The following is a 23,374-nucleotide window of genomic DNA, read 5'->3' on the forward strand; positions in this document are numbered from 1 at the left end:
AGTGAAAGAGGTCGCACCATCATTGCTGGCCTCCGATCCAGCAATGATCTTGAATCACAAAAACCAAATCAATGGAACCCCGCCGCGATTCCGAGTAGCGCTGACAGACTCTATGGTGTGCTGCGTTCCTGTCATCGGGGTTTCAAGATCGGGCCCCTTTTTGCTGAGACGGATGAGGGAGCATTCGAACTCCTCAGCGCTCTCAGCCAACTTAGCGGAAGAGAGACCATCCATATCGATATCCCGGAGGCTCAGGAATTCTTCGGGCAAAGTCTTGAGCGCCTTGGCTTCACCCAAGGCTTTACCACGGCAAGAATGTATAGAGGCGTTCCTCCCCGCCTGGAAGAACGCCTCGCTTTCGGTGTCACCACACTGGAATTGGGCTGATCAACGAGCGATCAGCACCGGAACCTCGCATTCCTCCAGCATGGACTGCGTTACACCACCGAAAACACGCTCACGCAGCCTTGAATGGCCGTAGGCCCCCATAACGATCAGATCGGCACCGACCTCAAGCGCGTGACTATTGAGAACGTCCTGCACGCGGCGCCCGCCGCTCGGCAGTTGATCCACCACCACATTCACGCCGTGGCGCGCAAGATAAGCCGCCATGTCAGCGCCCGGCTCCCCTCCATTGGCGAGATAGGTCGCATCCGGATCCACAACAACGAGATGAACCGCCTCCGCATGTCGCAAGAGGTCCATGGCTTCACGCGCCGCACGGCCCGCTTCCGGCCTCGAGTTCCAGGCAAGCAGCACTTTGCGGACCTTGGCGGCAGGCTTGTCCTTCGCCGACGTCAAGAGCAGCGGACGCTGCGCCCCGAAGACTGCACCATCCACGACAGCAGAGAGAAGGGCCGAATTTTCACGCGTCTTTTCACCAAGCAGCACGAGGTCAGCGTAAAGGGCATGCCGATAGATAACATCCGCCGCAAAAGGTCGCTCGGTATAGAAATGCTCGATATCGTAAGGGATATTGGCAATATCGAGGGAGTTCTTGGCTTTATCGGCAGTGGACTGCAGCGCTTTCATGTCCTCGACACGCTGATCGAGCCATACAGTGCCGACCGGGTAGTCGCTGAGCGTCGGTGTGATGGCGATGTCCATCACGAGAACCGTAAGATGGGCATCCATTTGCAGCGCCAGTTCAATCGCCTTGGCGATATCGGTCTCCTGGTCACGATTTCCGATAACAGACAGAATTGTCTTAAACGACATGGCATACTCCCTTGCTGCCCCGGCATGCGAGGGTCTGCGCCCACGACATGTCCCTGCTGATGGATGGATTGTACTGCCTCCGGATATCGATGAATTGATCTTCATCAAGTGAGGCTTACGAACAGTCCAAATGGAAAATGTCATAGCTGGCGGGAACCATTTGGCCACTCTTGCGTCTTTGGGTTCACGCTCCCGTCACGGGCGGGCCATATTTTTACTTGCCAGAAGAAATTTAGGGACTACTTATGTGACGCTACGTAACGGTCTGTGACCGGCGCCGCATCCTTTAGGACTGACACAAGGGCTATTGTGCCCGATTTGCCGAAGACATCTCGGCACTACCGAAGGAGTATATATGACGATCTCGCACAGTAATTTCGATAATAACCGTGCAATTTCCGTTGCAGAAACAATCGCCACCGCGCGCAAAACAGCAGGTTATAGCCTCGAGGATCTGGCGATTACCACCGGATTGACAGTGACCGAGCTTACCGCTCTCGAAGATGGAAAAGATGCAAATCCGGCCCGATTGAAACGCGTGGCCGCTGCCCTGCAGCTGCACGGTCTGGGCGCGCCCCGCTAAAGGGCTTCCGCCCCAAGAAACAAGATACACGAGCGGGCATCAGCCCGCTCATTCGTTTCGGGCAAAGGTCCGTGAGCAATAGTGATTAACAAATATAGTTGATTTCACGTTAACCAGACACTAAGATCGAAACATAGAATACAACGCATGTGCAGTGTAAGTGCATTATTGGTTTTACGTCTGGACCGCATTCAATCCGACAGAGTTATGAAGGTCAGCCAGTAATCAACTGAAATGCTCTATCGGGATGAATTTACTAGTAGCCTAGAAGATTTTGCCTTTTCCATTGGGAGTGCTGCAAGCGGTAGCAAATGTCAAAATCAGACTGGCAGGGCGTAAAAATCGCAATTGAATTCAATATCCGCTTTGAAAATTTCTTTGTTCTCTTTCGCTCCAAGTTGAGCTTTCGGGGGTAGACCTCCATGAACCTTGATGGCTCCTCGTCCTGTCATCCTCACGGACAACAGACGGCTGATCCTTTGCCGTCAGATGCAAGCGTAGAAACTCGCGCCGATCGGGAGCATATCGGCATGGTTCAGCTACATCAGGCAAGTCTACCGAACGCGCGCCGCTTGCAACTCGGGGCAGGTTCGGATCGCGAAGCGAAAGCCGGATCGCAAGGGCGACATCAGGCGCGGCCGGAGGGGTACGGTCGAGAGCCGACTTCCCCAGCCGTTGGAACGATAGCCGCGAAAATGGCAGATGGAACCATAGACGATACTGCGCCACAGCCCGCTGACGTTTTGCGTACCGATGACGCAGGGCCCAACAACCCGCGCGTGCCAGATATCGTAACCAACCGTATGTCCGCAGGCCCAATGATCAAAGCCGGAAACGGCGCGCAGTTGGGCGCACAGAGCCAGCCGTCGGCACTACAGGACAGGGCACCGGCAAGCGCACGGCATGAGAAATCGGTTCCGCAAGGTCACTTCAGAGCCACCTTTATAGCCAATGGCCCGTTCATCAATCGGCAGGCGCCAGCGCCGCCGCATGCTCTCGCGGTTTATGGAAAACCTGTGTCAACAGTCGACAGACCCTCGTCAGGCAAGCCAGGAGCAGAGGAGCCCGTATCCTGCTCCAACGACTGGGCGGTCAAATCGGTGTCCCGACCTGCCGATCAGCTCTCACGCGACCATACCCTGCGGGCTGATACCCAACGCTTCTCGACCTCATTTTCCGACGCAGTGAACCCAAGGGAACCAGTTGACCCAGAGAGACCGGCGACAGACAGAAACGTGCAACTCCGGAAACCTGCCGATCCTGGCCGAAATGGGCAAGTTGATCTTGCAGCCTCTACCACATCCTCACCCGTTGGACATCCGTTCAGGACGACCCTTCCCGGCTATCTGCTAACAGCCCTGGAGGGCTTTGCCTTTATCAGGCGCAGCAGGAGAGACAGGGTGAAGAGCGAAGAGCTTGATGTCTCTTCGGGAGAAGGCAGACCGCTCAATGCAGACATTTATCCGGTACGAGCGGTCACTTATCGCCGCCGATGCAAAAGGCCGGATGGATGTGTCATGAAGGCTGGCGACACATCATTCTGTGATCGCTGTATCACCACTGACTTTTGAAACACCATGATTTTCTGTGAAAATGGTAGCGGGGGGCGGACTTGAACCGCCGACCTTGGGGTTATGAATCCCACGCTCTAACCACCTGAGCTACCCCGCCACACTCGCGGAACCTGCTGGCATCTGGTTTCATGCCTACCGCGATGTCGGGCTTATAAAGGGATGCTCCGGGCAAAGTCAAGCGCGCTTATGACAAAATCGCAGAGGCTTTTCAGAGCGCTCCGGCATATCTGTGAAGCGCGCGATCAGGCCGCCGCGGATGCCGAGAGAAGCGCCTTGAGAGAGGCTTCTGCATCGGCCGCCCGTTCCGACCGCTCGATGAAACCGCCACCCCAGACCCGCGCATCGGGCCCTTCTGCCGAATACAGTACGCAGGCCTGACCGGGTGCGACGCCTGCCTCGCCGACCAGAAGATCCACGTAGATACCACGCTCGTCCACATGAAGCGTCGCCGGTGTCGGCGGGCGCGTGGAGCGAACCTTGGCGAAGCACTGGAAACCGTCTCGGGCATCCTCGGCCAGCCCGGCATCGCCGATCCAGTTCATGTCGCGCAGATAGACCCTGTGCGTATCGAGCGCCTCGCGCGGACCAACGATGACACGACGGCCTCGGGCATCGAGATAGACCACGTAGAGGGGCTCGCCCGTTGCAACACCGAGACCCTTCCGCTGACCAATCGTATAGTGCAGAATGCCGTCATGACGGCCCAGCACGCGTCCGTCCATATGCACGATGTCGCCAGCAAGCGCCGCATTCGGCTTCACCTTGTTGATGATGTCGGCATACTTGCCCTGCGGCACGAAACAGATGTCCTGACTATCGGCTTTCTTGGCAACAACCAGTCCCATCTCTTCGGCAAGGGCGCGCACTTCGGCCTTGGACATGCCGCCCAGCGGGAAGCGAAGATAGTCGATCTGCTCCTGCGTGGTCGCAAACAGGAACCAGCTCTGGTCGCGGTCGCTATCGACAGGGCGATACAGCGCGCGGCGGCCGGGATTGTCTGCCGTTGGATTGGGGCGCGAACGGATATAGTGCCCCGTTGCCAACGCATCGGCACCCAGTTCCTGCGCAGTCGACAGAAGATCGGCAAACTTGACGGTCTGGTTGCAGGCCACGCACGGAATCGGCGTTTCGCCCATGGCATAGGCTTCGGCGAACGGGTTTATCACGGTTTCACGGAAGCGCTTCTCGTAATCCAGCACATAATGGGGAATGCCCAGCGTTTCGGAAACCCGGCGGGCATCGTCGATATCCTGGCCCGCACAGCAGGAGCCTGCACGGTGAACCGCCGCACCGTGGTCATAAAGCTGCAGCGTGATGCCCAGCACATCATAGCCCTGACGTTTGAGGAGACCGGCAACGACGGAAGAATCCACACCGCCGGACATGGCGACAACAACGCGCGTATCCTCCGGCCTCTTGTTAAAATCCAGCGTATTCACAGTAACTCTCTCGGTCTGGGTTGTGGCGTCTGCGCCTCATCACGGCCGCATCTCTTCCGGCAGCGGGATCGGCCACTGCCTCATTCACTCCGCTGATATAGAAAGGATGCCCCCGAAACGCAAGCTTGCGGACAGTCTGTGCAATCGCTGGAGTCAGGACTGCATGACGCGCGTTACAGCAATAAAAAGATCGATTGCCTGAGAAATCCATGAGCGGCCTCCATATGCAACTGAAAACGCCAAAAGCGGTTTCGTGTGATGAAGAGGAGGACCACTTATGAGGTTGCATGATCTTCAGCGCTTTCTCGATGCTCAACAACCGATTTACGCCGATGCTCTCGAAGAGCTGCGCGCCGGTCGCAAGCGAAGTCACTGGATGTGGTTCATTTTCCCGCAAATCGAAGGCCTTGGTCGTTCGGAAACAGCACGGTTTTACGCATTGGCCAACATCGACGCAGCAAAGGCCTATCTCGGCCATCCGACGCTCGGTCAACGCCTGCTGGACTGCACCAACACCATGCTGACCCACAAGCGACGCACGGCGCATGACATTCTCGGCTCGCCGGACGATCTGAAGTTTCGCTCAAGCATGACGCTCTTCATGGCTACAAGTGAAAAGGGCTCGCCTTTCGAGCGAGCCCTTCAACAATTCTATGGGGGTGAACCGGATCAGGCGACACTCAGCCGCCTGTGAGATCAATCGGTGCCCTGGATCGCCGAAAGCTTCCAGGCTTCAGCCGGCTTACGGACGAATGTCCAGATTTCCGTGCTTTCGACCGGAGCGATTGGGTCGCCGGAAACGACCTTACCCGTATTGCGGTTCACCATCACATCGATGCTCTGGTAACGCAGGGCAACCGTGGCATATTCCTGTCCGTTTTCGCGCCAGGATTCCGACAGATCGCCTTGTAGCAACTGCACGTCCTTGACGTCGTTGCGAAGACCTTGCGTCGCGTTCTCGCCCAGTTCCTCGGCCAGATAGGACATGGCTTCCGGCGTCGCGATTGCGCGCAGCTTTGCATAATCTTCAGCGCCATAGGCACCCTGGACGTCCTTCAACAACTGTTCGAACTGATCGAGATCCGCATTGTTGATACCGATTTCGTCCGTTGCCTGCGAAGCGACCTTCGGGCGTGTCACCGCTGCAGCAGCGACACCACCGGCAGCACCAGCCGTCATCGAACCCATTTGCGGGATCTTGAAGCCCGCGCCTTGCGCATTCGGAGCCTGATAGGCGCTACGAGCCGCACCCTGCGGCGCAGGCTGCTGACGACGCGCGAACATGCGCATGATCAGGAAGATGATGCCGCCAATCAACAGACCCTGGAACAGCAAGCCGAGGAAGCCGGCAAGACCGCCAAAACCATTGCCCATCATCATGCCAAACAGGCCGCCTAGCAACAGGCCGCCCATGATGCCACCGCCGATGCCACCAAAGAGGCCGCGACGCGCTTGCTGGCCAGCAGCTTGCTGACCGGCGGCAGCTCCGGGATTGGCAGCATTGGTCTGCGTGTTCGGTGTCATGGAACGCTGCATCGGCGCAGCAGCACCGGGAGCCGTATTTGTCGTAGCGGGTGCATCATAGGTACGCGTGCCGCGGCTGCCAAAGCCGCTGGAACCGGCCCGACGGGCTTCCGCGAAATCAACGGCGGCCAGAGTCACAACCATGCCAATTGCCAACACGGAAGCGGCGTGCTTGAAGCGCCGAAGTTTTGCAAACATTTCTCTCTCCTCAAAAACCCGTCCCACGGGCATTGCGATCTATATAGAGAGCATCGCGAAAAGTTTTTAGAGGCCGCAAGACGATCTGACGCGGTTTTGATGAATGAAACCTATAACGTGAAAAACCCGGCGGAAAATTCCGGCCGGGTTCTTCTTGTCCTGGGAGGGAACTAGAGCGGGGTTCGACCTGATTGAATCATTCTGCGACAATGGATTTTCGTCAGGATCAAGGATTTTGCCGAAGGGCATATCTAGATATACGTCCGAGGCGAAAACCGAAGATAGTGGCGAAAATACATGTCGCCTGAACAGGTTGGCCGAAACCGGCCATCCACTTTGTCGAATGGCTTGGGCGTAGCTTAAGGCTACGCCACGCGCCCTTCTCCTCGTGGAACGAACCGGTTTGGGCCAACAGAATTGATCCAATCAGATCGAACCCCGCTCTACTTTCAGTCGACGTTGAAGGTCAGCGGCTTGGCCTGCTTGATCGCCGGATTTGCGGTCAGCTTGTCCAGAACGTCCTGCTTGACGGCACCGTCGACATAGAGAAGCGCGATAGCGTCTCCACCTTCCTTCTCACGGCCCAACTGGAAGTTCGCGATGTTGACGCCGGCATTGCCGAGTGTCGTGCCCACGAAACCGATCATGCCGGGAACGTCGGTGTTGGAGATGTAGATCATGTCCGCACCCACATCGGCATCCATGTTGATGCCCTTGATCTGGATGAAGCGCGGCTTGCCATCCGAGAACACGGTGCCCGCGACGGAACGCGTCTGCTTGTCCGTGGTGATCGTCAGCTTGATGTAACCGTCATAGACGCCGGTCTTGTCGCGCTTAACCTCGGAAAGGACGATGCCCTTTTCCTTGATCATGATCGGCGCCGAAACCATGTTCACATCCGCCACCTGATTGCGGATGAGGCCCGCGAGCAGTGCCGACGTCAGCGCACGGGTGTTCATCGATGCCGTCTGGCCATCGTAAAGTATCTCGATCGCCTTGATCGGGCTCTCGGTCACCTGACCGGCAAACGAGCCGAGAACATCTGCAAGACGAATGAACGGCTTCAGGATCGGTGCTTCTTCAGCGGTAATCGAAGGCATGTTGATGGCGTTGGAAACGGCACCCTTCACGAGGTAATCCGACATCTGCTCGGCCACCTGCAAAGCGACGTTTTCTTGAGCTTCCGTGGTGGAAGCGCCGAGATGCGGCGTGCAAACAACGTTTGGCAGGCCGAACAGCGGGCTCTCCGTTGCAGGCTCCACTTCGAAGACGTCAAAGCCAGCACCAGCCACATGGCCGGATTTGATGGCATCGGCAAGGGCTGCTTCATCCACCAGACCGCCACGGGCGCAGTTGATGATGCGGACACCCGGCTTTGTCTTGGCCAGCGCTTCGCGAGAAAGGATACCGCGTGTCTTGTCGGTCATCGGTACGTGCAGCGTGATGAAGTCGGCTTGCGCCAGCAGTTCATCCAGCTCGACCTTGGTGACACCCATTTCCTGGGCGCGCTCGGCAGACAGGAAGGGGTCATAGGCCAGAACGCGCATCTTCAGACCAAGCGCACGCGAGCAGACGATGGAGCCGATATTGCCGGCGCCGATGACGCCCAGCGTCTTGCCGGTGATTTCAACACCCATGAACTTCGACTTTTCCCACTTGCCAGCCTGTGTGGAGGCATCGGCGGCGGGGATCTGGCGGGCAACGGCGAACATAAGCGCGATGGCATGCTCAGCCGTCGTGATGGAGTTGCCGAACGGCGTATTCATCACGATGATACCGCGCTTGGACGCAGCAGGAATGTCAACGTTATCGACGCCGATACCGGCGCGGCCAATAACCTTGAGGTTGGTGGCGGCAGCAATCAGCTTTTCCGTAGCCTTGGTTGCGGAACGAATGGCCAGACCATCGTAATTGCCGATGATTTCAGCCAGCTTGTCCTTGTCCTTGCCAAGCTTCGGCTGGAAATCCACTTCAACGCCGCGATCGCGGAAAATCTGGACGGCGGTTTCCGAAAGTTCGTCGGATACGAGAACGCGAGGTGCCATGACGAGGCCTCCTGATAGAGTTCGTTTGTAACGATCAACAATGGGGAATGGGGTCCCGCTTCAGGGGCAGGACCGAATGCAAAATCAGGCAGCAGCCCTTGCAAGATCTGCCTTCTGGGTCTGGAAGGCCCAGGTCAGCCAAGGCATCACGGCCTGCATGTCAGCTGTATCGATGGTCGCACCGGCCCAGATGCGAAGGCCGGACGGCGCATCGCGATAAGCGCCGATATCAAGCGCAACATTTTCCTTTTCGAGAAGGGCAACAATACCTTTCGCAAAGGCAGCCTGTCCGTCCGCATCCAGCGCAAGTACGTCCGGATCAACGATCTTCAGGCAGACGGAGGTATTGGAGCGCGTGGCTGGATCGACTGCGAGATTGGCGATCCAGTCATTGGCTTCGACGAAATCGAAAATGACCTTGGCATTGGCATCGGCGCGCGCCATCAAGCCGTCAAGACCGCCAACAGACTTTGCCCAGTTCAGCGCATCGATATAATCTTCCACGCAGAGCATCGAAGGCGTGTTAATGGTTTCACCGACGAAAATGCCTTCGATGAGCTTACCGCCAGACGTCATGCGGAAAATCTTCGGCAGAGGCCAGGCCGGAACGTAGGTGATGAGACGCTCGACAGCACGGGGCGACAGGATGATCACACCGTGGCCGCCCTCGCCGCCCAAAACCTTCTGCCAGGAGAAGGTTACGACATCGAGCTTGCCGAAATCGAGGTTTTGCGCGAAAGCGGCAGAGGTCGCATCGCAGATCGTCAGACCCTTGCGGTCAGCTGGGATGAAATCCGCATTCGGAACACGAACGCCAGAGGTGGTGCCGTTCCAGGTGAAGACGACGTCACGGTCGAAATCGACCTGCGTCAGATCCGGCAGGAGGCCGTAATCGGCGTTGAACTTGCGAACATCGCTGAGCTTCAGCTGCTTGACGACATCCGTCACCCAACCAGCGCCAAAGCTTTCCCAAGATAGCATATCGACGCCACGCTCGCCGAGCAGCGACCACATGGCCATCTCAACAGCGCCGGTGTCGGACGCAGGAACAATGCCTATGCGGTAATCCGCAGGTACATTCAGAATTTGACGGGTAAGATCGATGGCCAGCTTCAACTTATTCTTGCCAACCTTAGCGCGGTGCGAGCGACCGAGCGGGGCATCAGCGAGCGCTTCAAGCGTCCAACCGGGGCGCTTCGAGCATGGGCCAGAGGAAAAATGCGAGTTTGCCGGACGCACGGCGGGGGCGACGATATCAGCCATATAGATACCCTTCCAGGTAATTAGCCTCTCGTTGGGGAGAGGTGTCCCGCCGTCGTTGCTAGTGGAAGGAGGCATTGCGGTCAAGTCGTTTTTGAAACGCAAGATGTCTTTTTGGCGTAATTTTCTTCCACTTACAGGCGCGTAAACCCGGATTCAGCCGAGTGGAACAGGCACAAGCCCTTGAAGTTTGATCGATCTTCAAAGCGTCGAACGAAGCGATACAGCAGAAGAAACTTGCAGGCGTCCGCAACGAAAAAAGCCGCCCACGGACTGTGGACGGCTTCAAGAGAGATGAAGGGATCTTACTTGTAGACGATCGGGGCCGGTGCCGGCTCTTCAGGAACGTAAGGCGCTGCACATCCGCCGAATGTGTAGCGAGCACCGAGGCGTGCTTCGTGAACGTCGAAGCCCTTGTCATAGCCCGGTCCGCCGTTCTGGGCGTAGCCAAACATGTCGCCACCTTCAACGCGGCGATAGCGATAGCCGATATCAGCCTTCAGGTTGCAGGTCACGTCGATCGTCGCACCGGCCATGAGCGCATAGGTAAAGCGCCAGCCGCCCTTGCCGCCATGCTCGACCGTCGTATCGCAGCCGGTGCCATTGTCAGCGCAGGAAGTGTTGCGCAGCTTGTCCCACTTCACGTAGGTGCCACCGAGACCGGCGCCGACGTAAGGCGTGAAATAGCCATAGGTGCCGAGATCGACATAGGCGTTTGCCAACAGGCTGTAAGCGCGCATGTTGGCGATATCGCGCGAGGTGCAGGGTCCAACGCAGGCGCCGAAGTCCGCGCCGCTGCCTTTGGTGGATCCTTCGAACTTGCTCTTGGAGAGATAATCGAAGGTGACGTCTGTGCGAAGATAGTTATTAATCTGGTAACCGACACCACCGCCGACGGTGAACGCATCTCGCAGTTCGGAGCTGTGGAAGTCAACTTTCTGGCTTGGATCGTTGCCCTGATAGAAATTTGCGCCGCGAAGGTCGTTGAAGCCGTAACCGACATCGCCGCGCAGATACCAGCCACTGGAGCTCTGTTGAACCGCAACTTCCGGAGCGTCCATCGGAACCTCCGGCTGCGGCTGATAAAGGTCTGCGGAATGAGCCACACCTGCCGTCAGGGCCAGGACAAGTGCGCCGATCAGGGTATTCCTCATGGCATGAACTCCAAGTTCCAGTTTGCTTCGACGCGCGGCGCGGCGAGGTTGTTCTAAACTGAACCGGATCATTAACGATAAAGGTTAAGGAGCAATTAAGGATAACGCTTCGCTAAGAGGATTGGTAAGTTTTGGATGAACGCGACCGAAGAGCGGATAAAGAAATGGGCCCGCGATGTGTCGCGGGCCCCTCGTCAGCCTGCCTCGCTGCTGCACTCAGGCAGCGGAACGAACGTTGGAGATAACACCGATGAGATCGTTGACGATCCGCTCAATCTGGGCGCGATCATCGCCCTCTGCCATGACACGGATGAGTGGCTCGGTGCCGGACGGCCGAATAACCAGCCTGCCCTTTTTGCCAAGTTCAGCCTCCGCGCTCTCTATTGCCTGGCGAACAATAATATCCTCCAGAGGTTTACCCCCGGAAAAGCGAACGTTCCTGAGCAGTTGGGGAACGGGCTCGAACCGGCGGCAAACTTCGCTGACCGGCTGACCAAGACGCTTGACTCGCGCCAGCACCTGCAACGCTGCCACAAGACCATCACCGGTCGTTCCGAAATCGGAAAGGACGATATGGCCGGATTGTTCGCCACCCACATTGAAATTGTGGTTGCGCATATGCTCAACCACATACCGGTCACCCACCTTGGTCCGAGCCAGGTTGAGACCCTTCTTCTTCAGGAAGCGCTCCAATCCCAGGTTGGACATGACGGTCGCAACAATCCCGCCGCCACGCAGTGTCTCGTCATCCAGCCAGCTTTCCGCGATAACGGCCATCAACTGATCGCCGTCGATGATCTGGCCGTGCTCGTCGACGATGATCACACGGTCCGCATCTCCATCAAGAGCGATACCGATATCGGCGCGCACTTCATGCACCTTTCTGCGCAAGGCGTCCGGGCTGGTGGAGCCGCAATCGAGGTTGATATTCGTGCCATTCGGTGTGTTGCCGATGGTCACGACATCCGCGCCAAGTTCCCACAGAGCCGTTGGCGCCACCTTGTAGGCGGCGCCATTGGCGCAATCGATGGCAATGCGCAGGCCATTCAGCGTCACATCGCGCGGCAGCGTGCGCTTCACGAATTCAATGTAGCGGTAGATATCGCCGTCCACGCGTTTCGCCCGCCCAATCTCGTGCGGCTTGGCGAGCTGCGCATAGATATCCTTGTCGAGCAGATCTTCGATCTCAAGCTCGAGCTCATCGGAAAGCTTGTAGCCATCTGGGCCAAACAGCTTGATGCCATTGTCCTCGAAGGGATTGTGAGACGCGGAAATCATAACGCCGATATCAGCGCGCAGCGAACGGGTCAGCATAGCGACTGCTGGTGTGGGGATCGGGCCGAGCAGGAAGACATCAAGCCCCGCAGCCGTGAAACCAGCCACCAGCGCGTTTTCCAGCATGTAGCCGGAAAGGCGCGTATCCTTACCGATCACCACCCGGTGACGGTGATTGCCACGGCGAAAAATCGTGCCCACTGCAATCCCGACCCGCATCGCCAGATCCGGCGTCATGGGAAACACATTCGATTGTCCGCGAATGCCATCGGTGCCAAAGTAACGGCGTGTCATGAATGCTCCTTGATGCCCTGCGCGGCATTTGCTGCGACTTTGTGAGCTGTGGCCGTCGAACGAAAAAAGTACGGCCGCATACTGTGCTCATGCCATAGAAGTTTGGCTCGAACACATAAATTACCATCAATCTGGATTATATAGCGTTACCAAATCATAAACCGCAGACCAAGAAGGGGCTGCCCTTACGGACAGCCCCCCAAATCTCGACGGATACTAAAACTTTAATGAGGCTGTGGTTCAAGGCCGCTTTCAGGCTCGCCGCCCTTCGGCTCATCCTTCTTGGAACCGGTCTTCGGCACAGCGGAGCCACGAGCGTTCGGGCTGTCGTCACCCATATCCCGGGCAGGCTTCTCACCACGGATGAGCGCCTTGATCTCTTCCCCGGACAGGGTTTCATATTCCAGCAGACCTTCGGCCAGCGTGACGAACTCGTCGTGCTTCTCGGTTAGAATCCGGCGTGCCTCGGTATAGGCCTCATCGATCAGACGACGGACTTCCGTATCGATCTTCTGGGCTGTCGCTTCCGACACATTCTTCGATTGCGAAACCGAATGGCCAAGGAAGACTTCCTGCTGGTTTTCACCATAGGCAACCTGACCGAGGATGTCGGAGAAGCCCCACTGGGTTACCATGGCGCGGGCAAGCTTAGTGGCCTGCTCAATATCGGATGACGCACCAGAGGTGATGTTCTCCTTACCGAAGGTCAATTCCTCGGCAACACGGCCGCCCATCATAATGACGAGACGCGACACCATCCACTTGTAGCTCATGGAATAGCGGTCGCCTTCCGGCAACTGCATGACCATGCCGAGCGCACGGCCACGAGGAATGATCGTGGCCTTATGAAGAGGGTCAGCCGCCGGAACGTTGAGTGCAGTGATAGCATGACCGGCTTCGTGATAGGCAGTCAATTTCTTTTCGGCTTCGGTCATGGCAGACGAGCGGCGCTCGGCGCCCATCATGATCTTGTCCTTGGCGTCCTCGAACTCCTGCATCGTTACCAGACGCTTATTGCGGCGGGCCGCCATCAGCGCAGCTTCATTGACGAGGTTCATGAGATCGGCACCGGAGAAGCCGGGCGTTCCACGCGCAAGTGTCTTCAGATCGACATTCGGAGCCAGCGGCACGTTGCGGGCGTGAACCTTGAGGATGCGCTCGCGACCGACGATATCCGGGTTCGGCACGACCACCTGGCGGTCGAAACGGCCTGGACGCAAGAGCGCGGGGTCGAGAACGTCCGGGCGGTTTGTCGCGGCGATCAGGATGATGCCTTCATTTGCCTCGAAGCCGTCCATCTCGACCAGCAGCTGGTTGAGCGTCTGTTCGCGCTCGTCGTTACCGCCGCCGAGGCCCGCACCACGATGGCGACCCACCGCGTCGATTTCGTCGATAAAGATAATGCAAGGCGCATTCTTCTTAGCCTGATCGAACATGTCGCGGACACGACTTGCGCCCACGCCAACGAACATTTCCACGAAGTCGGAGCCCGAAATCGTAAAGAATGGCACATTGGCTTCACCGGCAATGGCGCGCGCCAGGAGCGTTTTACCGGTTCCCGGAGGACCGACGAGAAGAACACCGCGGGGAATACGGCCACCCAGACGCTGGAATTTTTGCGGATCGCGCAAGAACTCGACAATTTCTTCCAGATCGGACTTGGCTTCGTCCACGCCTGCCACGTCTTCGAATGTCACCCGGCCATGCGCTTCGGTCAAAAGCTTTGCCTTAGACTTTCCAAAGCCCATGGCGCCGCGCGAACCACCCTGCATCTGGCGCATAAAGAACAGCCAGACGCCGAGGATCAGCAGCATCGGCAGAAGCGTGCCGATATAGCTGAGGAAGCCGGACGAGCCATCCGATTCCGGGCGCGCCACGATCGTCACGTTCTTGGCCTGCAAGCGGTCGATCAGTGTGTCATCGATCACGGGCGAATAGGTCTGGAAACCGGTTCCGCTCTCGGTATAGGTTCCGAGCACACGATTGCCGGTCACTACCACGTCACGCACGCGCCCTGCATCCACATCTCGAAGAAACTGCGAATACGGCACTTCCCGCGAACTCGTCTGAGTCGGCGAGGTCTGGAACATGCTGAACAGCGCGATCAGCAACAGGGCTATGATCGCCCAGAGGGCGAAATTACGAAAGTTTGGGTTCATCGAACTCCCCGGACATTGACAGCCTGCTTTAAGCCAACTGCCTTTCTTGGTCCTTAACATAGGTTCCCGGCACGGCCTTGCCAAGGCAAGGCGACCTCCAGATCATGTTTTCCGTATCAAATCGTTAAGTGGCGGGCGGGGAATGGGCGCCAAACCCATCAATTGCGCAAGACAATCGGCCAGTCCAAGGTCGAAATCCGCAAGAAATTGCCTGAAGGGCGCAAGAACAGGCGTGATTTGCACCTGCACATCCTTGAACTCCTGCGGCACTATGACATGGGGTAAAGACCGCCATGCTGCCCTCGAAATCAGGGTGGGTACATCAGGATAGGTCTGGGCAGCCACCTCGCCCCGCCCTGGCAGAACGGTACAGACAGCCGGAACATGAGAGACAATTTCGAAGCGTTCATCCCAGAGCTCTCGCTGCCACATGGAAATCTGCATTTCAGGGAGGTCACGGCTTTCTCGCGTCAAATAAAGGCCATTCTCCTTGTTGTAGAGAAGAACCCGCCCGAGCGTTTCGCGAAAGCTTTCGCCGCGCAAATAGCGGCTCATGATACGCTCGAAGGGTTCGCTCGCCGGCAGATGTTCCCGCCCCCCAAGAACCGCGATCAACGTGCCAATCGCATAGAACAACACCTCCGGTGGCGCCGAAAGTGCTCTGGCATCAAGCCGTACAGCACTGGCCTGCCAGACCGTGGCAAAATCGCGAAGTAGACCAGCCGCCGCCTCCGACACCGTTCGCCGCCGGTTCTGCGCCAGATCAACAGCTATTCTCCACGCATCCGCCTTCGCATCCGACAGCCCGGCAAGGGCCAAGCGAACCCTTACCCGCTCTGAACGCTCATCTGTATTGGAAGGATCATCGATCCAGCCCATGCCGCGACGAAGCAAAAAGTCACGGATCGCGTTGCGCCTTGTCTTGAGAAACGGTCGGAACAACCAGAACCGGCCATTGATAAGGACCGAGGACGACATGCCGGCATCGCCACCGCGGCTCTCGCGCGGCGCCGTTCCTTCCGGCTCCCGCCGTTCCGGATCGCGTGCCTGGCGCATGGTGATGGTCTCGATCTGGTCGTCCAGGGTATGGCCAGTCACGATAGCGGTGGCCTGAAGCTCTTCGGCAATCTGACAGAGCAGTTGATAGCGCGCAATGCGGGCAGCGGAGGCGCGGCCCGACAAAGGCTTTTCACCGGTCCAGGCACGAATACGGTGTTCGACGGAAAACTGGTCGCAAAGGAGATTGACGGCCAAAGCCTCGTCGGCCGATCCTGGCCGCAGTTGATGGTCAATAGTGGCGGCCAGAATGGTGATGCCGCTTTCGTCGGGATCGCCTGCTGCCTCGCACAGCGCCGTCAGTAGGCCGGTCGAATCACTGCCGCCGGAAATGGCCACCAAAAGGCGCGCTGGCCTCTTCAACGATGCGAGAAAGAGATCGATCGCTTCGCCAGGAGACAGCAATTGAGTTGCTGCAGAAAGAATAGGATCCCCCTGAAATCAGCAGCTCAACCGCTTGAGCTCGCTTGCGACCTTTGTGGTCACGGGCTTGGAAGCAGATGGATAACGCTTGCCAACTTCACGCAACGTTGCACAGGCTGTGTCGCGATTATCGAGAGCGGCCAGTGACATGCCAAGCTTCAAAAGCATTTCCGGCGCCTTGGGCGACGAACCATAGGTCTGGTGTGCGTTGAGGAAGGTCTTGGCGGAATCGTTATAGCGGCCCTGGCTATACTGCGCTTCGCCCAGCCAGAAGCTCGCGTCAGCCGCGCGCGCACTCTTGGGGTAGCTCTGCAGATAGGCCGTGAATTCGGCTTCGGCGGTCTTGTAGTCGCCGGATAGGATATGGTTGTAGGCGGCGCGGTAGCTATCGCTTTCCGTACCAAGAGACGCCGTCTGGTTGGTTGGCTTTGCAGGGGCAGAACCTGTATCGACACCGGGCAAGGCTGCGGCATTGCGCGCGTTCTGATTGACGCTTGCACCGACCTGTCTGCCGCTCTGGTCCATTTCGATGGAACCGAGGGTCGTTTCGCCAGGCGCAGTCGTCGATCGGTTCGAAGCCGGAGCGCCTGCAGATGGTCTTGCCCCCGCAGATGTCCCCGGCTGATCGATTATATTCGCGATTTCATCGTTTTTTTTTGAGCCGGCTGCCCCGGCGGCAGCAGCTGCGGCAACTGCAGGAGCAGCACCGCCCCCAATCGAACCCTTTTCCAGCTCCTGGAACCGGAATTCATTGTCAGCCTGGGTCTTGCGCATCTGCTCCTGCATCTGCAGCAGCTGGAAGCTCATTTCTTCGACGCGACCGTTCAGCTGGCGAATGGTTTCCTCCAACTGCTGGATGCGCACCGAGTCAGCAGAACTCTGGGCGAGCACCAGCGGCTGACGTGCCTGCATTTTCTGCTGGCCTGCCTGCTCGTTTTTCGCGGCATCGTTCTTGAACAGGTTTCCGAGCGTGAATGCACTCGCGTGGCTCGTCGTGGCCGCAAGCCCCAGCATCGCTGCCAGAACAAGTTTCTTCATGATGTCCGTCCTGTTTTTCTAGAGGGTATGCACCCCATGGCGCAGCCCCGACGTTTTCGAATTCCAGACAAAACAATCCAAGCTGGCCCCGTTGCTTGCAGGTAAACCCGCAACTTCGGCTAAACTATGGAGATTACGAAAAAGGCGGCTGACGCCGCCTCCTCCGCGCCATCATGGCATCGACTACATTCCGGCACCGCCGAGAACAGTGACTGCACGGCGGTTCTGAGACCAGCAGGAGATGTCGTCGCAAACCGCGACCGGGCGTTCCTTGCCGTAGGAAATTGTCTTCATGCGGTTGGCCGGAACGCCGCGCGAAGCAAGATAGTCGCGCGTTGCAGCGGCACGGCGTGCGCCGAGAGCAAGGTTGTACTCGCGCGTGCCACGTTCGTCGGCATGACCTTCGATCGTGATGGCATAGCGCGGATAGCGCTGCAGCCACTGTGCCTGACGGTCCAGCGTCTGCTGGGCGTCTGCGCGGATCGACGTGGAGTCGGTATCGAAGAAGATTCGGTCGCCGACATTGACGGTAAAGTCCTGGCTGGAGCCCGGCGTTGCCGCACCTGCGCCACCGGCACCAAGGCCCAGTTCGCCGGCGCTGTTCGGCAGGTTCTTCTTGTTCGCGCAGCCTGCCAGAGCAAGAGCAAGCGTGAGGGCAATGACAGCCGGGTTGCGTGCGAGGGTCTGCATACGGCTCATTGCCGGGGTATCGATGCGGCTCATAGCCGGTCTCTCCTTGATCAGAATTTTATCGTTGCCGGAATCTAACCGTTTCTGGTTAACGTACGACCAACGATCATGGTTAATTTTCCCCTAAACCCTTTCACTGCAGCCTTTGCAAGGGCAAGCAGCAGTGAAACGGCATTCACATTTATTCAAGCAGCGGTGACCAGGCCGGATCGGATGCAAAGGAAGGCGTCTTGATCTGCTGTTCGTTGTAACCCGTCAGGTCGATGGAATAGAGCTGCGGACCGCCCGCTCCCGCATTCTGGCGGAAGAACATCAATACGCGACCGTTCGGTGCCCAGGTGGGGCCTTCGTTATGGAAACCCGTCGTCAAAATGCGCTCGCCTGAACCATCCGGCTTCATGACGCCGATGGAGAACTTGCCGCCCGACTGCTTTGTGAAGGCAATCAGATCGCCGCGAGGAGACCAGACCGGCGTCGAATAGGCGCCATCGCCGAAGGAAATGCGCGTCTGGCCGGAACCATCGGCACCCATGACATAGAGCTGCTGACGACCACCGCGGTCGCTTTCAAACACTATACGGCTACCATCGGGAGAGTAGGACGGAGACGTGTCGATCGCGGCCGTATTCGTCAAGCGCGTGGTCGTGCGAGACCGCAGATCCATTGTATAGATGTTGGAGTTTCCCTCCTGCTGAAGGCTCATGATGACCTTTTGGCCATCTGGAGAAAAACGGGGCGAGAAGGTCATGCCCGGGAAATTGCCCACCACTTCGCGCTGGCCTGTCTCAAGCTGAAGCAGATAGACGCGCGGCTGCTGTCCCTCGAAGGACATGTAGGTCACTTCCTGACGGTTAGGCGAGAAGCGCGGCGTCAGAACGATGTCCTTGCCATTGGTCAGGCTGCGGACATTGAAGCCGTCCTGGTCCATGATCGCCAGTTGGCGCACACGCGCATTCTTGGGACCGCTTTCCGACACGAACACGACGCGCGTGTCAAAATAGCCGTTCTCACCGGTAATCTGCTTGTAGATCGCATCGGCAATGATGTGAGCGACACGACGCCAGTTTTCCGGCTGCGTGAAGAACTGCTGGCCGGTCATCTGGGTACCGCCGAACGTATCCCACAGGCGGAATTCGGCACGAAGGCGGCCATCGCCTTCGCGGGTCACGCGACCCGTCACCAGAGCCTGCGCATTGATTGCCTTCCAGTCCTCGAAACGCGGCATCTTGCCCGGATCGGAGATCTTCTCAATGAATGCGGCCTTGTTGACCGGTGCGAACAGACCCGAACGCTGCAGATCCGCCGCGATGACGCCGGAAATCTGCGCGCCAAGTTCGTTGCCGGAAATGAAGTCCGTAATGGCAATGGGCAGTGGCTCCACATTGCCGCGATTGATGTTGATTTCCACGCGCGCCTGGGCGGGCGCTGCAAACATCACGGCCATACCGGCAATAGCCAGCATAACGCGGATGAGAGTTGGTTTCAGCATGATATTGGGGCCTTTCAAAGCAGTTCGCTCGGGTCGAAGTTCACAACGACTTCGCTCCACGCGTCGTATTTGTCGGCAGGAAGATTTTTGAATGGTGAAGAGCGCATGACGGCTCGAATTGCACTGCCTTCCAGCATGCGGCGGGCACTTTCGTTGCCGCCTGACGATGTGACTTCCGGTCTGCCAACAATGGCACCGGACGGATCAAGCTTCATGGTCACCGTAATGATCATGCCCTTGCCGCCATCAACACCGGCAATCACCGACCAGTTGTTCTGGATCTGGCCTTTCAACGCATCCATCTCGCTCTGGCTGAGAGTCGAACCACCAGTGTTTTTCTTGCCGCCCAGCGAAGCCATCTGCTGCGAACGCTTCGCACCACCGCCCGCAGCCTCCTGCTTGTTCAACAGGCTAGCAATATCCTCGGCGTTGAAATCGCTCTGCTTGGATGAGGATGACTTGGCGGTTTCCTGCTTCTTGTCAGCAACCTTCTTGTCGCTCGGCTTTTCGGCATGCGCCGTGTCCGTCTTCTTTTCCGGTGGCTTCTCGGCGGGCTTTGCCTCTTCCTGCTTCGGCGGTTCGGGGCGCGGACGCGCGGCAGGAACCGGGGCCGTGGTTGGCAGAGGCGTTTCTTCTACCTTCTGCGCCTGTGGTTCCGGCTTCGGAGCCTCGGGCTTCGGCGGTTCCGGCTTGGGTGTCGGCGGTGTGATTTCAGGCTTCGGGATCGGCAGCGCCGCCGTCTCTACCGGCTTCGGCGCGGTCTCTTCCTTCGCGATTTCCTTGACGTCGTTGTTTTCCGTTGTCGGGTTGGGCAGCGGCTTTTCGTTTTTCGGCGGAGCGGCCGCCGTTTCCGTCGTCGTCGGCTTCTTCACAGGCGTCGGCGGGTTCTTCAGGTCTACGTCGTTCTCGCCCGCATTCTCCGCGTTCTCGACAACGTTCTGCTTCTCGGTTTTCTTGGGCGAAGGCTTTTCGGTCATCGGCGCCTTCTTGTCACCCTGCTGGATCTGGGTGATGGATTCCACCGGAACGATATCGACAGGCAGGGCCTCGACCGGCGCAACCTCGAAAGAGGCAGGCGCACTGATCGATACCAGCGCCCAGGCGAGTATGACTGTGTGTGCGACCAGCGATGTGCCGAGACTCGTCTTCATCGGCGCTGAATCACTTCTGCTGTTCCTGCAGCGTCACAAGACCGATGTTCTTGAAACCGGCTGCAGAAATGCGGGCCATGACCTTCATCACACCACCATAGGCAGCGGCGGTATCGCCGCGCACATAGATGCGCTCGTTATAGCCGGTCTTGGCAATGGCCTCGAGCTTGGGAACGACTTCATCGATGGAAATGGGCGTTTCCTGCAGGAAGATCTGCCCTTGCGGATTGACCGAAACGGTGATCGGCTGCGTATCGGAATTCATCGCCTTTGCCTGGGTTTCCGGCAAATCGATCGGAACGCCCACCGTCATCATCGGTGCGGCAACCATGAAGATGATGAGAAGAACGAGCATGACGTCGACCAGCGGCGTCACGTTGATTTCGCTGATTGCACCGCCGCGCCCGCGACGGCCACGCCCGCGACGACCACCGCCCGATGCCTTCGATCCTCCAGCCGACATACCCATGAAGCTACTCCTTCAGAAAACGAAACGCTTACTGCGCGGCCTGGCGCGGCTGCAGCTTCTCGTCGATCTGGCGTGATAGGATGGCGGAAAATTCATCGGCAAAACCTTCCATGCGGGAAGACAGTTTGCCTGCATCTGCCGTGAACTTGTTGTAGGCCATGACCGCCGGGATAGCGGCAATAAGGCCGATGGCGGTTGCCAGAAGCGCTTCGGCGATGCCAGGTGCCACGACTGCAAGGTTGGTGGACTTCGATCCCGCAATGGCCTGGAACGAGGTCATGATACCGACAACCGTACCGAACAGACCGATGAAGGGACCCGCGGAACCAATGGTTGCCAGCGATCCAAGCCGCGCCTCATAGTGCTCGTTTTCGCGTGCCATCGTTACATCCATGGCGCGATCGATACGCATCTGTAGGCCGATCGGAGAGCGTGCACCACGTTCAAAACTCTTTTTCCACTCGCGCATGGCCGACACGAAAATGGCGGCAAGTCCGGTATTCTGCCGGTCCGACAGCGTGCGGTACAGCTCTTCAAGAGACTGGCCGGACCAGAAAACCTGTTCGAACTGGTCGAACTGGCGCTTGGCCTTCTTGAAATTCATATATTTGTCGATCACGATAGCCCAGGTCCAGACCGAGGCTCCCATGAGGCCGATCATCACGAGCTTCACGATGAGCCCGGCTTGCATGAAAAGCGAAATGAGGCTTACCGAGTTTGCAGCAGCCGCTAGATCAGCGTGTTCCATAAATCCCTTACCCCTGAATCGAATCGCCCGGCACGTAGCAACGGGCCGGTTTGCAAGCGCTGTCCTGTGTGAGCGCGGTTGCGCAGAAAGGCCCGTCTACCTTAAGGTTTAAGGGCCTTCTCGCCTTCAAATTTGGTTAAACGAAGGCGTGCACCGCACAAAACTTATCCCGGTCAGTAAGACCTCATTATGGTTAAAGTTCTCTTAAAATTTTATGCATTGTGACCTTCATCAACCCCGTTGAACGAGCGTGCAAGCCCCTCCGGCAACCGACGCGGGCGCCCGAGCCGATTGATGATCGCGATGATGACTTTGGCTTGGATAAGCAATGTCTCACCCCTACGGATCTCCTGAGACAGAACCATCTTGGCCCCACCCGCCTTCTCGGTACGCGTCAGGATCGTCACAACATCGTCCATGCGCGCGGGCGATTTGAACTCGATTTCCATACGATGGACGACGAAGACGAGCCCCTCCTCGTCGAAGCCGATCAGCTTGCTCTGCTCGCAGCCGAGGCAGCGAAGATAGTCGGTTCGGCCGCGCTCCAGAAAATGCAGGTAGCGCGCATGATAGATCAGGCCTGAAAAATCGGTATCTTCGTAATAGACACGCTGCTGAAGCCGATGCTGACCCTCGATGATTTCACCGGCAAGCTTGTGCGTCTCAGGGCTGCTCATGGGGAAAAAGTCCTGCTGCTATGTTTCAACCCGAAGCCAATACAATGTTTGCGCAGATCTGCAACCGGCAGCAAGACCTCTCCCTCAGTGCTTCTTGTGAACCTCGGAGGCGCTTTTCAGAACCTGATCGCCATCCTTTTGCTTGATAAGAACGGCAGGCTTGTCGCTATCGGCCTTGCGCTTGATGGTCTTGCCCTTGATCTTGCGTTCGACGTCGCCCGTGAACGTCTGCTTCACTTCGCCTTCAGCCGTTCCCTTTCCCCATTTCCAGGAAACCTCGTCGCCCTTCTTGATCTTCTCGCCGCTCGCTTTCGTGCTCATGGTGCTCTCCTTGAGGGTTTCTGCAACCGTCAATGATGCTCTCAAAGTCCCGTTCCGTGATGTTTACGCCTGCGATCTGCCTTTTTCATCGAGATTGCGATCATCCCAGACGAGATGCTTCACAGTCTGCGGCAAATTCTCGATCTCGCTGGCAATAAAGTACGGCGGAATATCCAGTTCCGTCAGGGCCTGTGTCGTCGCAGGCACCCACTTGAACTCCAATTCGTTATTGCCGTCCTTGATCCTATGCACGATTTCGCCCGAGGCAAAGGGGAAGCTTTCGGGAATATCCATGAGATAAAAGATGCCCAGTTCGTGGCAGTCCCGACTTTCGTAATGGAAGAAGTTCTCTACGATCCAGAGCAGCCGGTCGACCCGCACATGAACCTCAAGCTCCTCCATCATTTCGCGACGCAGGGTTTCATCGGATGTCTCGCCGATCTCCGCCCCACCGCCTGGAAAGGTCCAGAAAGGTTCGTGAACAGCGCGGTGAACCAGCACATGACCATTGCGAAAACCGAGACCAGCGACGCGCATCTGGAACGTACGCTTAGGCTTTGATTTGATACGAATGCGGGTACCCGGCATG

21 protein-coding genes and 1 tRNA gene are annotated in these 23,374 nt (G+C 57.6%); 3 read left to right on the top strand and 19 right to left on the bottom strand.

The window, feature by feature from the left end; all coding sequences use genetic code 11:
• On the top strand, positions 1-387 hold a 387-nt coding region (locus tag MUU53_RS14200; protein WP_479683724.1), incomplete at its 5' end, for a GNAT family N-acetyltransferase.
• Here the strand turns inward: MUU53_RS14200 and MUU53_RS14205 are convergent.
• Positions 388-1,218 (bottom strand): universal stress protein, encoded by an 831-nt coding sequence (locus tag MUU53_RS14205; RefSeq protein ID WP_247261477.1) that lies wholly within the window; start codon positions 1,216-1,218, stop codon positions 388-390.
• A gap of 355 nt (positions 1,219-1,573) precedes the next feature.
• On the opposite strand from MUU53_RS14205, the gene MUU53_RS14210 reads away from it, so the two are divergent.
• Positions 1,574-1,801 (top strand): helix-turn-helix domain-containing protein, encoded by a 228-nt coding sequence (locus MUU53_RS14210; RefSeq protein WP_247261478.1) that lies wholly within the window; start codon positions 1,574-1,576, stop codon positions 1,799-1,801.
• A gap of 1,594 nt (positions 1,802-3,395) precedes the next feature.
• Here the strand turns inward: MUU53_RS14210 and MUU53_RS14215 are convergent.
• Positions 3,396-3,472 (bottom strand) — tRNA-Met (locus tag MUU53_RS14215).
• A 145-nt stretch (positions 3,473-3,617) separates the two neighbouring features.
• Complete coding sequence (gene mnmA, locus MUU53_RS14220) at positions 3,618-4,814, bottom strand: tRNA 2-thiouridine(34) synthase MnmA (RefSeq protein WP_247261479.1); 1,197 nt, start codon at positions 4,812-4,814, stop codon at positions 3,618-3,620.
• Positions 4,815-5,091: 277 nt separating this feature from the next.
• Here mnmA and MUU53_RS14225 point away from each other — a divergent pair, with 277 nt between their 5' ends.
• The gene (locus MUU53_RS14225; RefSeq protein WP_247261480.1) at positions 5,092-5,508 is read left to right on the top strand and encodes a DUF1810 domain-containing protein; all 417 of its coding nucleotides are present in this window, start codon (positions 5,092-5,094) and stop codon (positions 5,506-5,508) included.
• Positions 5,509-5,510: 2 nt separating this feature from the next.
• On the opposite strand, the gene MUU53_RS14230 is transcribed toward MUU53_RS14225, so the two are convergent.
• From MUU53_RS14230 to MUU53_RS14305, 16 genes are all read right to left on the bottom strand, one after another.
• Complete coding sequence (locus MUU53_RS14230; protein ID WP_247261481.1) at positions 5,511-6,536, bottom strand: Tim44 domain-containing protein; 1,026 nt, start codon at positions 6,534-6,536, stop codon at positions 5,511-5,513.
• Between the two features lie 449 nt (positions 6,537-6,985).
• Positions 6,986-8,581, bottom strand: a complete 1,596-nt coding sequence (serA, locus tag MUU53_RS14235; RefSeq protein ID WP_247261482.1) for a phosphoglycerate dehydrogenase — start codon at positions 8,579-8,581, stop codon at positions 6,986-6,988.
• A gap of 84 nt (positions 8,582-8,665) precedes the next feature.
• Positions 8,666-9,844, bottom strand: coding sequence for a phosphoserine transaminase (locus MUU53_RS14240; protein ID WP_247261483.1), 1,179 nt, complete (start codon positions 9,842-9,844; stop codon positions 8,666-8,668).
• Positions 9,845-10,146: 302 nt separating this feature from the next.
• Complete coding sequence (locus tag MUU53_RS14245) at positions 10,147-10,995, bottom strand: outer membrane protein (protein WP_247261484.1); 849 nt, start codon at positions 10,993-10,995, stop codon at positions 10,147-10,149.
• 216 nt (positions 10,996-11,211) lie between these two features.
• Positions 11,212-12,564: a phosphoglucosamine mutase gene (glmM, locus tag MUU53_RS14250; protein WP_247261485.1), complete on the bottom strand. Its 1,353-nt coding sequence runs from the start codon at positions 12,562-12,564 to the stop codon at positions 11,212-11,214.
• 224 nt (positions 12,565-12,788) lie between these two features.
• Complete coding sequence (ftsH, locus tag MUU53_RS14255; RefSeq protein ID WP_247261486.1) at positions 12,789-14,723, bottom strand: ATP-dependent zinc metalloprotease FtsH; 1,935 nt, start codon at positions 14,721-14,723, stop codon at positions 12,789-12,791.
• A gap of 102 nt (positions 14,724-14,825) precedes the next feature.
• The gene (gene tilS / locus MUU53_RS14260; RefSeq protein WP_247261487.1) at positions 14,826-16,184 is read right to left on the bottom strand and encodes a tRNA lysidine(34) synthetase TilS; all 1,359 of its coding nucleotides are present in this window, start codon (positions 16,182-16,184) and stop codon (positions 14,826-14,828) included.
• 36 nt (positions 16,185-16,220) lie between these two features.
• Positions 16,221-17,240 carry a tol-pal system protein YbgF gene (ybgF, locus tag MUU53_RS14265; RefSeq protein WP_247261488.1) on the bottom strand — a complete coding sequence of 340 codons (1,020 nt, stop codon included), beginning with the start codon at positions 17,238-17,240 and terminating at the stop codon, positions 16,221-16,223.
• Between the two features lie 183 nt (positions 17,241-17,423).
• Positions 17,424-17,963 (bottom strand): peptidoglycan-associated lipoprotein Pal, encoded by a 540-nt coding sequence (pal, locus tag MUU53_RS14270; RefSeq protein WP_137133577.1) that lies wholly within the window; start codon positions 17,961-17,963, stop codon positions 17,424-17,426.
• Positions 17,964-18,111: 148 nt separating this feature from the next.
• Positions 18,112-19,419, bottom strand: coding sequence for a Tol-Pal system beta propeller repeat protein TolB (gene tolB / locus MUU53_RS14275; RefSeq protein WP_247261489.1), 1,308 nt, complete (start codon positions 19,417-19,419; stop codon positions 18,112-18,114).
• A gap of 14 nt (positions 19,420-19,433) precedes the next feature.
• A complete protein-coding gene (locus MUU53_RS14280; protein ID WP_247261490.1) occupies positions 19,434-20,570 on the bottom strand; it encodes an energy transducer TonB in 1,137 nt (378 codons plus the stop codon).
• Positions 20,571-20,580: 10 nt separating this feature from the next.
• On the bottom strand, positions 20,581-21,039 hold the full coding sequence (tolR, locus tag MUU53_RS14285) for a protein TolR (protein WP_062555665.1): 459 nt from the start codon (positions 21,037-21,039) through the stop codon (positions 20,581-20,583).
• Between the two features lie 28 nt (positions 21,040-21,067).
• Positions 21,068-21,787: a protein TolQ gene (gene tolQ / locus MUU53_RS14290; protein ID WP_247261491.1), complete on the bottom strand. Its 720-nt coding sequence runs from the start codon at positions 21,785-21,787 to the stop codon at positions 21,068-21,070.
• Positions 21,788-21,999: 212 nt separating this feature from the next.
• A complete protein-coding gene (ybgC, locus tag MUU53_RS14295; RefSeq protein WP_247261492.1) occupies positions 22,000-22,464 on the bottom strand; it encodes a tol-pal system-associated acyl-CoA thioesterase in 465 nt (154 codons plus the stop codon).
• An 84-nt stretch (positions 22,465-22,548) separates the two neighbouring features.
• Entirely contained in the window at positions 22,549-22,785 is a 237-nt protein-coding gene (locus MUU53_RS14300; RefSeq protein WP_247261493.1) for a hypervirulence associated TUDOR domain-containing protein, read from the bottom strand.
• 63 nt (positions 22,786-22,848) lie between these two features.
• Positions 22,849-23,373, bottom strand: coding sequence for an NUDIX hydrolase (locus MUU53_RS14305; RefSeq protein WP_247261494.1), 525 nt, complete (start codon positions 23,371-23,373; stop codon positions 22,849-22,851).
• Between the last annotated feature and the right edge of the window lies 1 nt (position 23,374).

This window comes from Affinirhizobium lemnae (genome assembly GCF_022968395.1).
Taxonomy (GTDB): Bacteria; Pseudomonadota; Alphaproteobacteria; order Rhizobiales; family Rhizobiaceae; genus Neorhizobium; species Neorhizobium lemnae.

What these genes read in the sequence shown, in the direction of transcription:
- MUU53_RS14205 (WP_247261477.1), bottom strand. Translation starts at nt 1,218, where the DNA reads ATGTCGTTTAAGACAATTCTGTCTGTTATCGGAAATCGTGACCAGGAG.
- MUU53_RS14210 (WP_247261478.1), top strand. Translation starts at nt 1,574, where the DNA reads ATGACGATCTCGCACAGTAATTTCGATAATAACCGTGCAATTTCCGTT.
- MUU53_RS14225 (WP_247261480.1), top strand. Translation starts at nt 5,092, where the DNA reads ATGAGGTTGCATGATCTTCAGCGCTTTCTCGATGCTCAACAACCGATT.
- MUU53_RS14230 (WP_247261481.1), bottom strand. Translation starts at nt 6,536, where the DNA reads ATGTTTGCAAAACTTCGGCGCTTCAAGCACGCCGCTTCCGTGTTGGCA.
- serA (WP_247261482.1), bottom strand. Translation starts at nt 8,581, where the DNA reads ATGGCACCTCGCGTTCTCGTATCCGACGAACTTTCGGAAACCGCCGTC.
- MUU53_RS14240 (WP_247261483.1), bottom strand. Translation starts at nt 9,844, where the DNA reads ATGGCTGATATCGTCGCCCCCGCCGTGCGTCCGGCAAACTCGCATTTT.
- MUU53_RS14245 (WP_247261484.1), bottom strand. Translation starts at nt 10,995, where the DNA reads ATGAGGAATACCCTGATCGGCGCACTTGTCCTGGCCCTGACGGCAGGT.
- glmM (WP_247261485.1), bottom strand. Translation starts at nt 12,564, where the DNA reads ATGACACGCCGTTACTTTGGCACCGATGGCATTCGCGGACAATCGAAT.
- ftsH (WP_247261486.1), bottom strand. Translation starts at nt 14,723, where the DNA reads ATGAACCCAAACTTTCGTAATTTCGCCCTCTGGGCGATCATAGCCCTG.
- ybgF (WP_247261488.1), bottom strand. Translation starts at nt 17,240, where the DNA reads ATGAAGAAACTTGTTCTGGCAGCGATGCTGGGGCTTGCGGCCACGACG.
- pal (WP_137133577.1), bottom strand. Translation starts at nt 17,963, where the DNA reads ATGAGCCGCATCGATACCCCGGCAATGAGCCGTATGCAGACCCTCGCA.
- tolB (WP_247261489.1), bottom strand. Translation starts at nt 19,419, where the DNA reads ATGCTGAAACCAACTCTCATCCGCGTTATGCTGGCTATTGCCGGTATG.
- MUU53_RS14280 (WP_247261490.1), bottom strand. Translation starts at nt 20,570, where the DNA reads ATGAAGACGAGTCTCGGCACATCGCTGGTCGCACACACAGTCATACTC.
- tolR (WP_062555665.1), bottom strand. Translation starts at nt 21,039, where the DNA reads ATGGGTATGTCGGCTGGAGGATCGAAGGCATCGGGCGGTGGTCGTCGC.
- tolQ (WP_247261491.1), bottom strand. Translation starts at nt 21,787, where the DNA reads ATGGAACACGCTGATCTAGCGGCTGCTGCAAACTCGGTAAGCCTCATT.
- ybgC (WP_247261492.1), bottom strand. Translation starts at nt 22,464, where the DNA reads ATGAGCAGCCCTGAGACGCACAAGCTTGCCGGTGAAATCATCGAGGGT.
- MUU53_RS14300 (WP_247261493.1), bottom strand. Translation starts at nt 22,785, where the DNA reads ATGAGCACGAAAGCGAGCGGCGAGAAGATCAAGAAGGGCGACGAGGTT.
- MUU53_RS14305 (WP_247261494.1), bottom strand. Translation starts at nt 23,373, where the DNA reads ATGCCGGGTACCCGCATTCGTATCAAATCAAAGCCTAAGCGTACGTTC.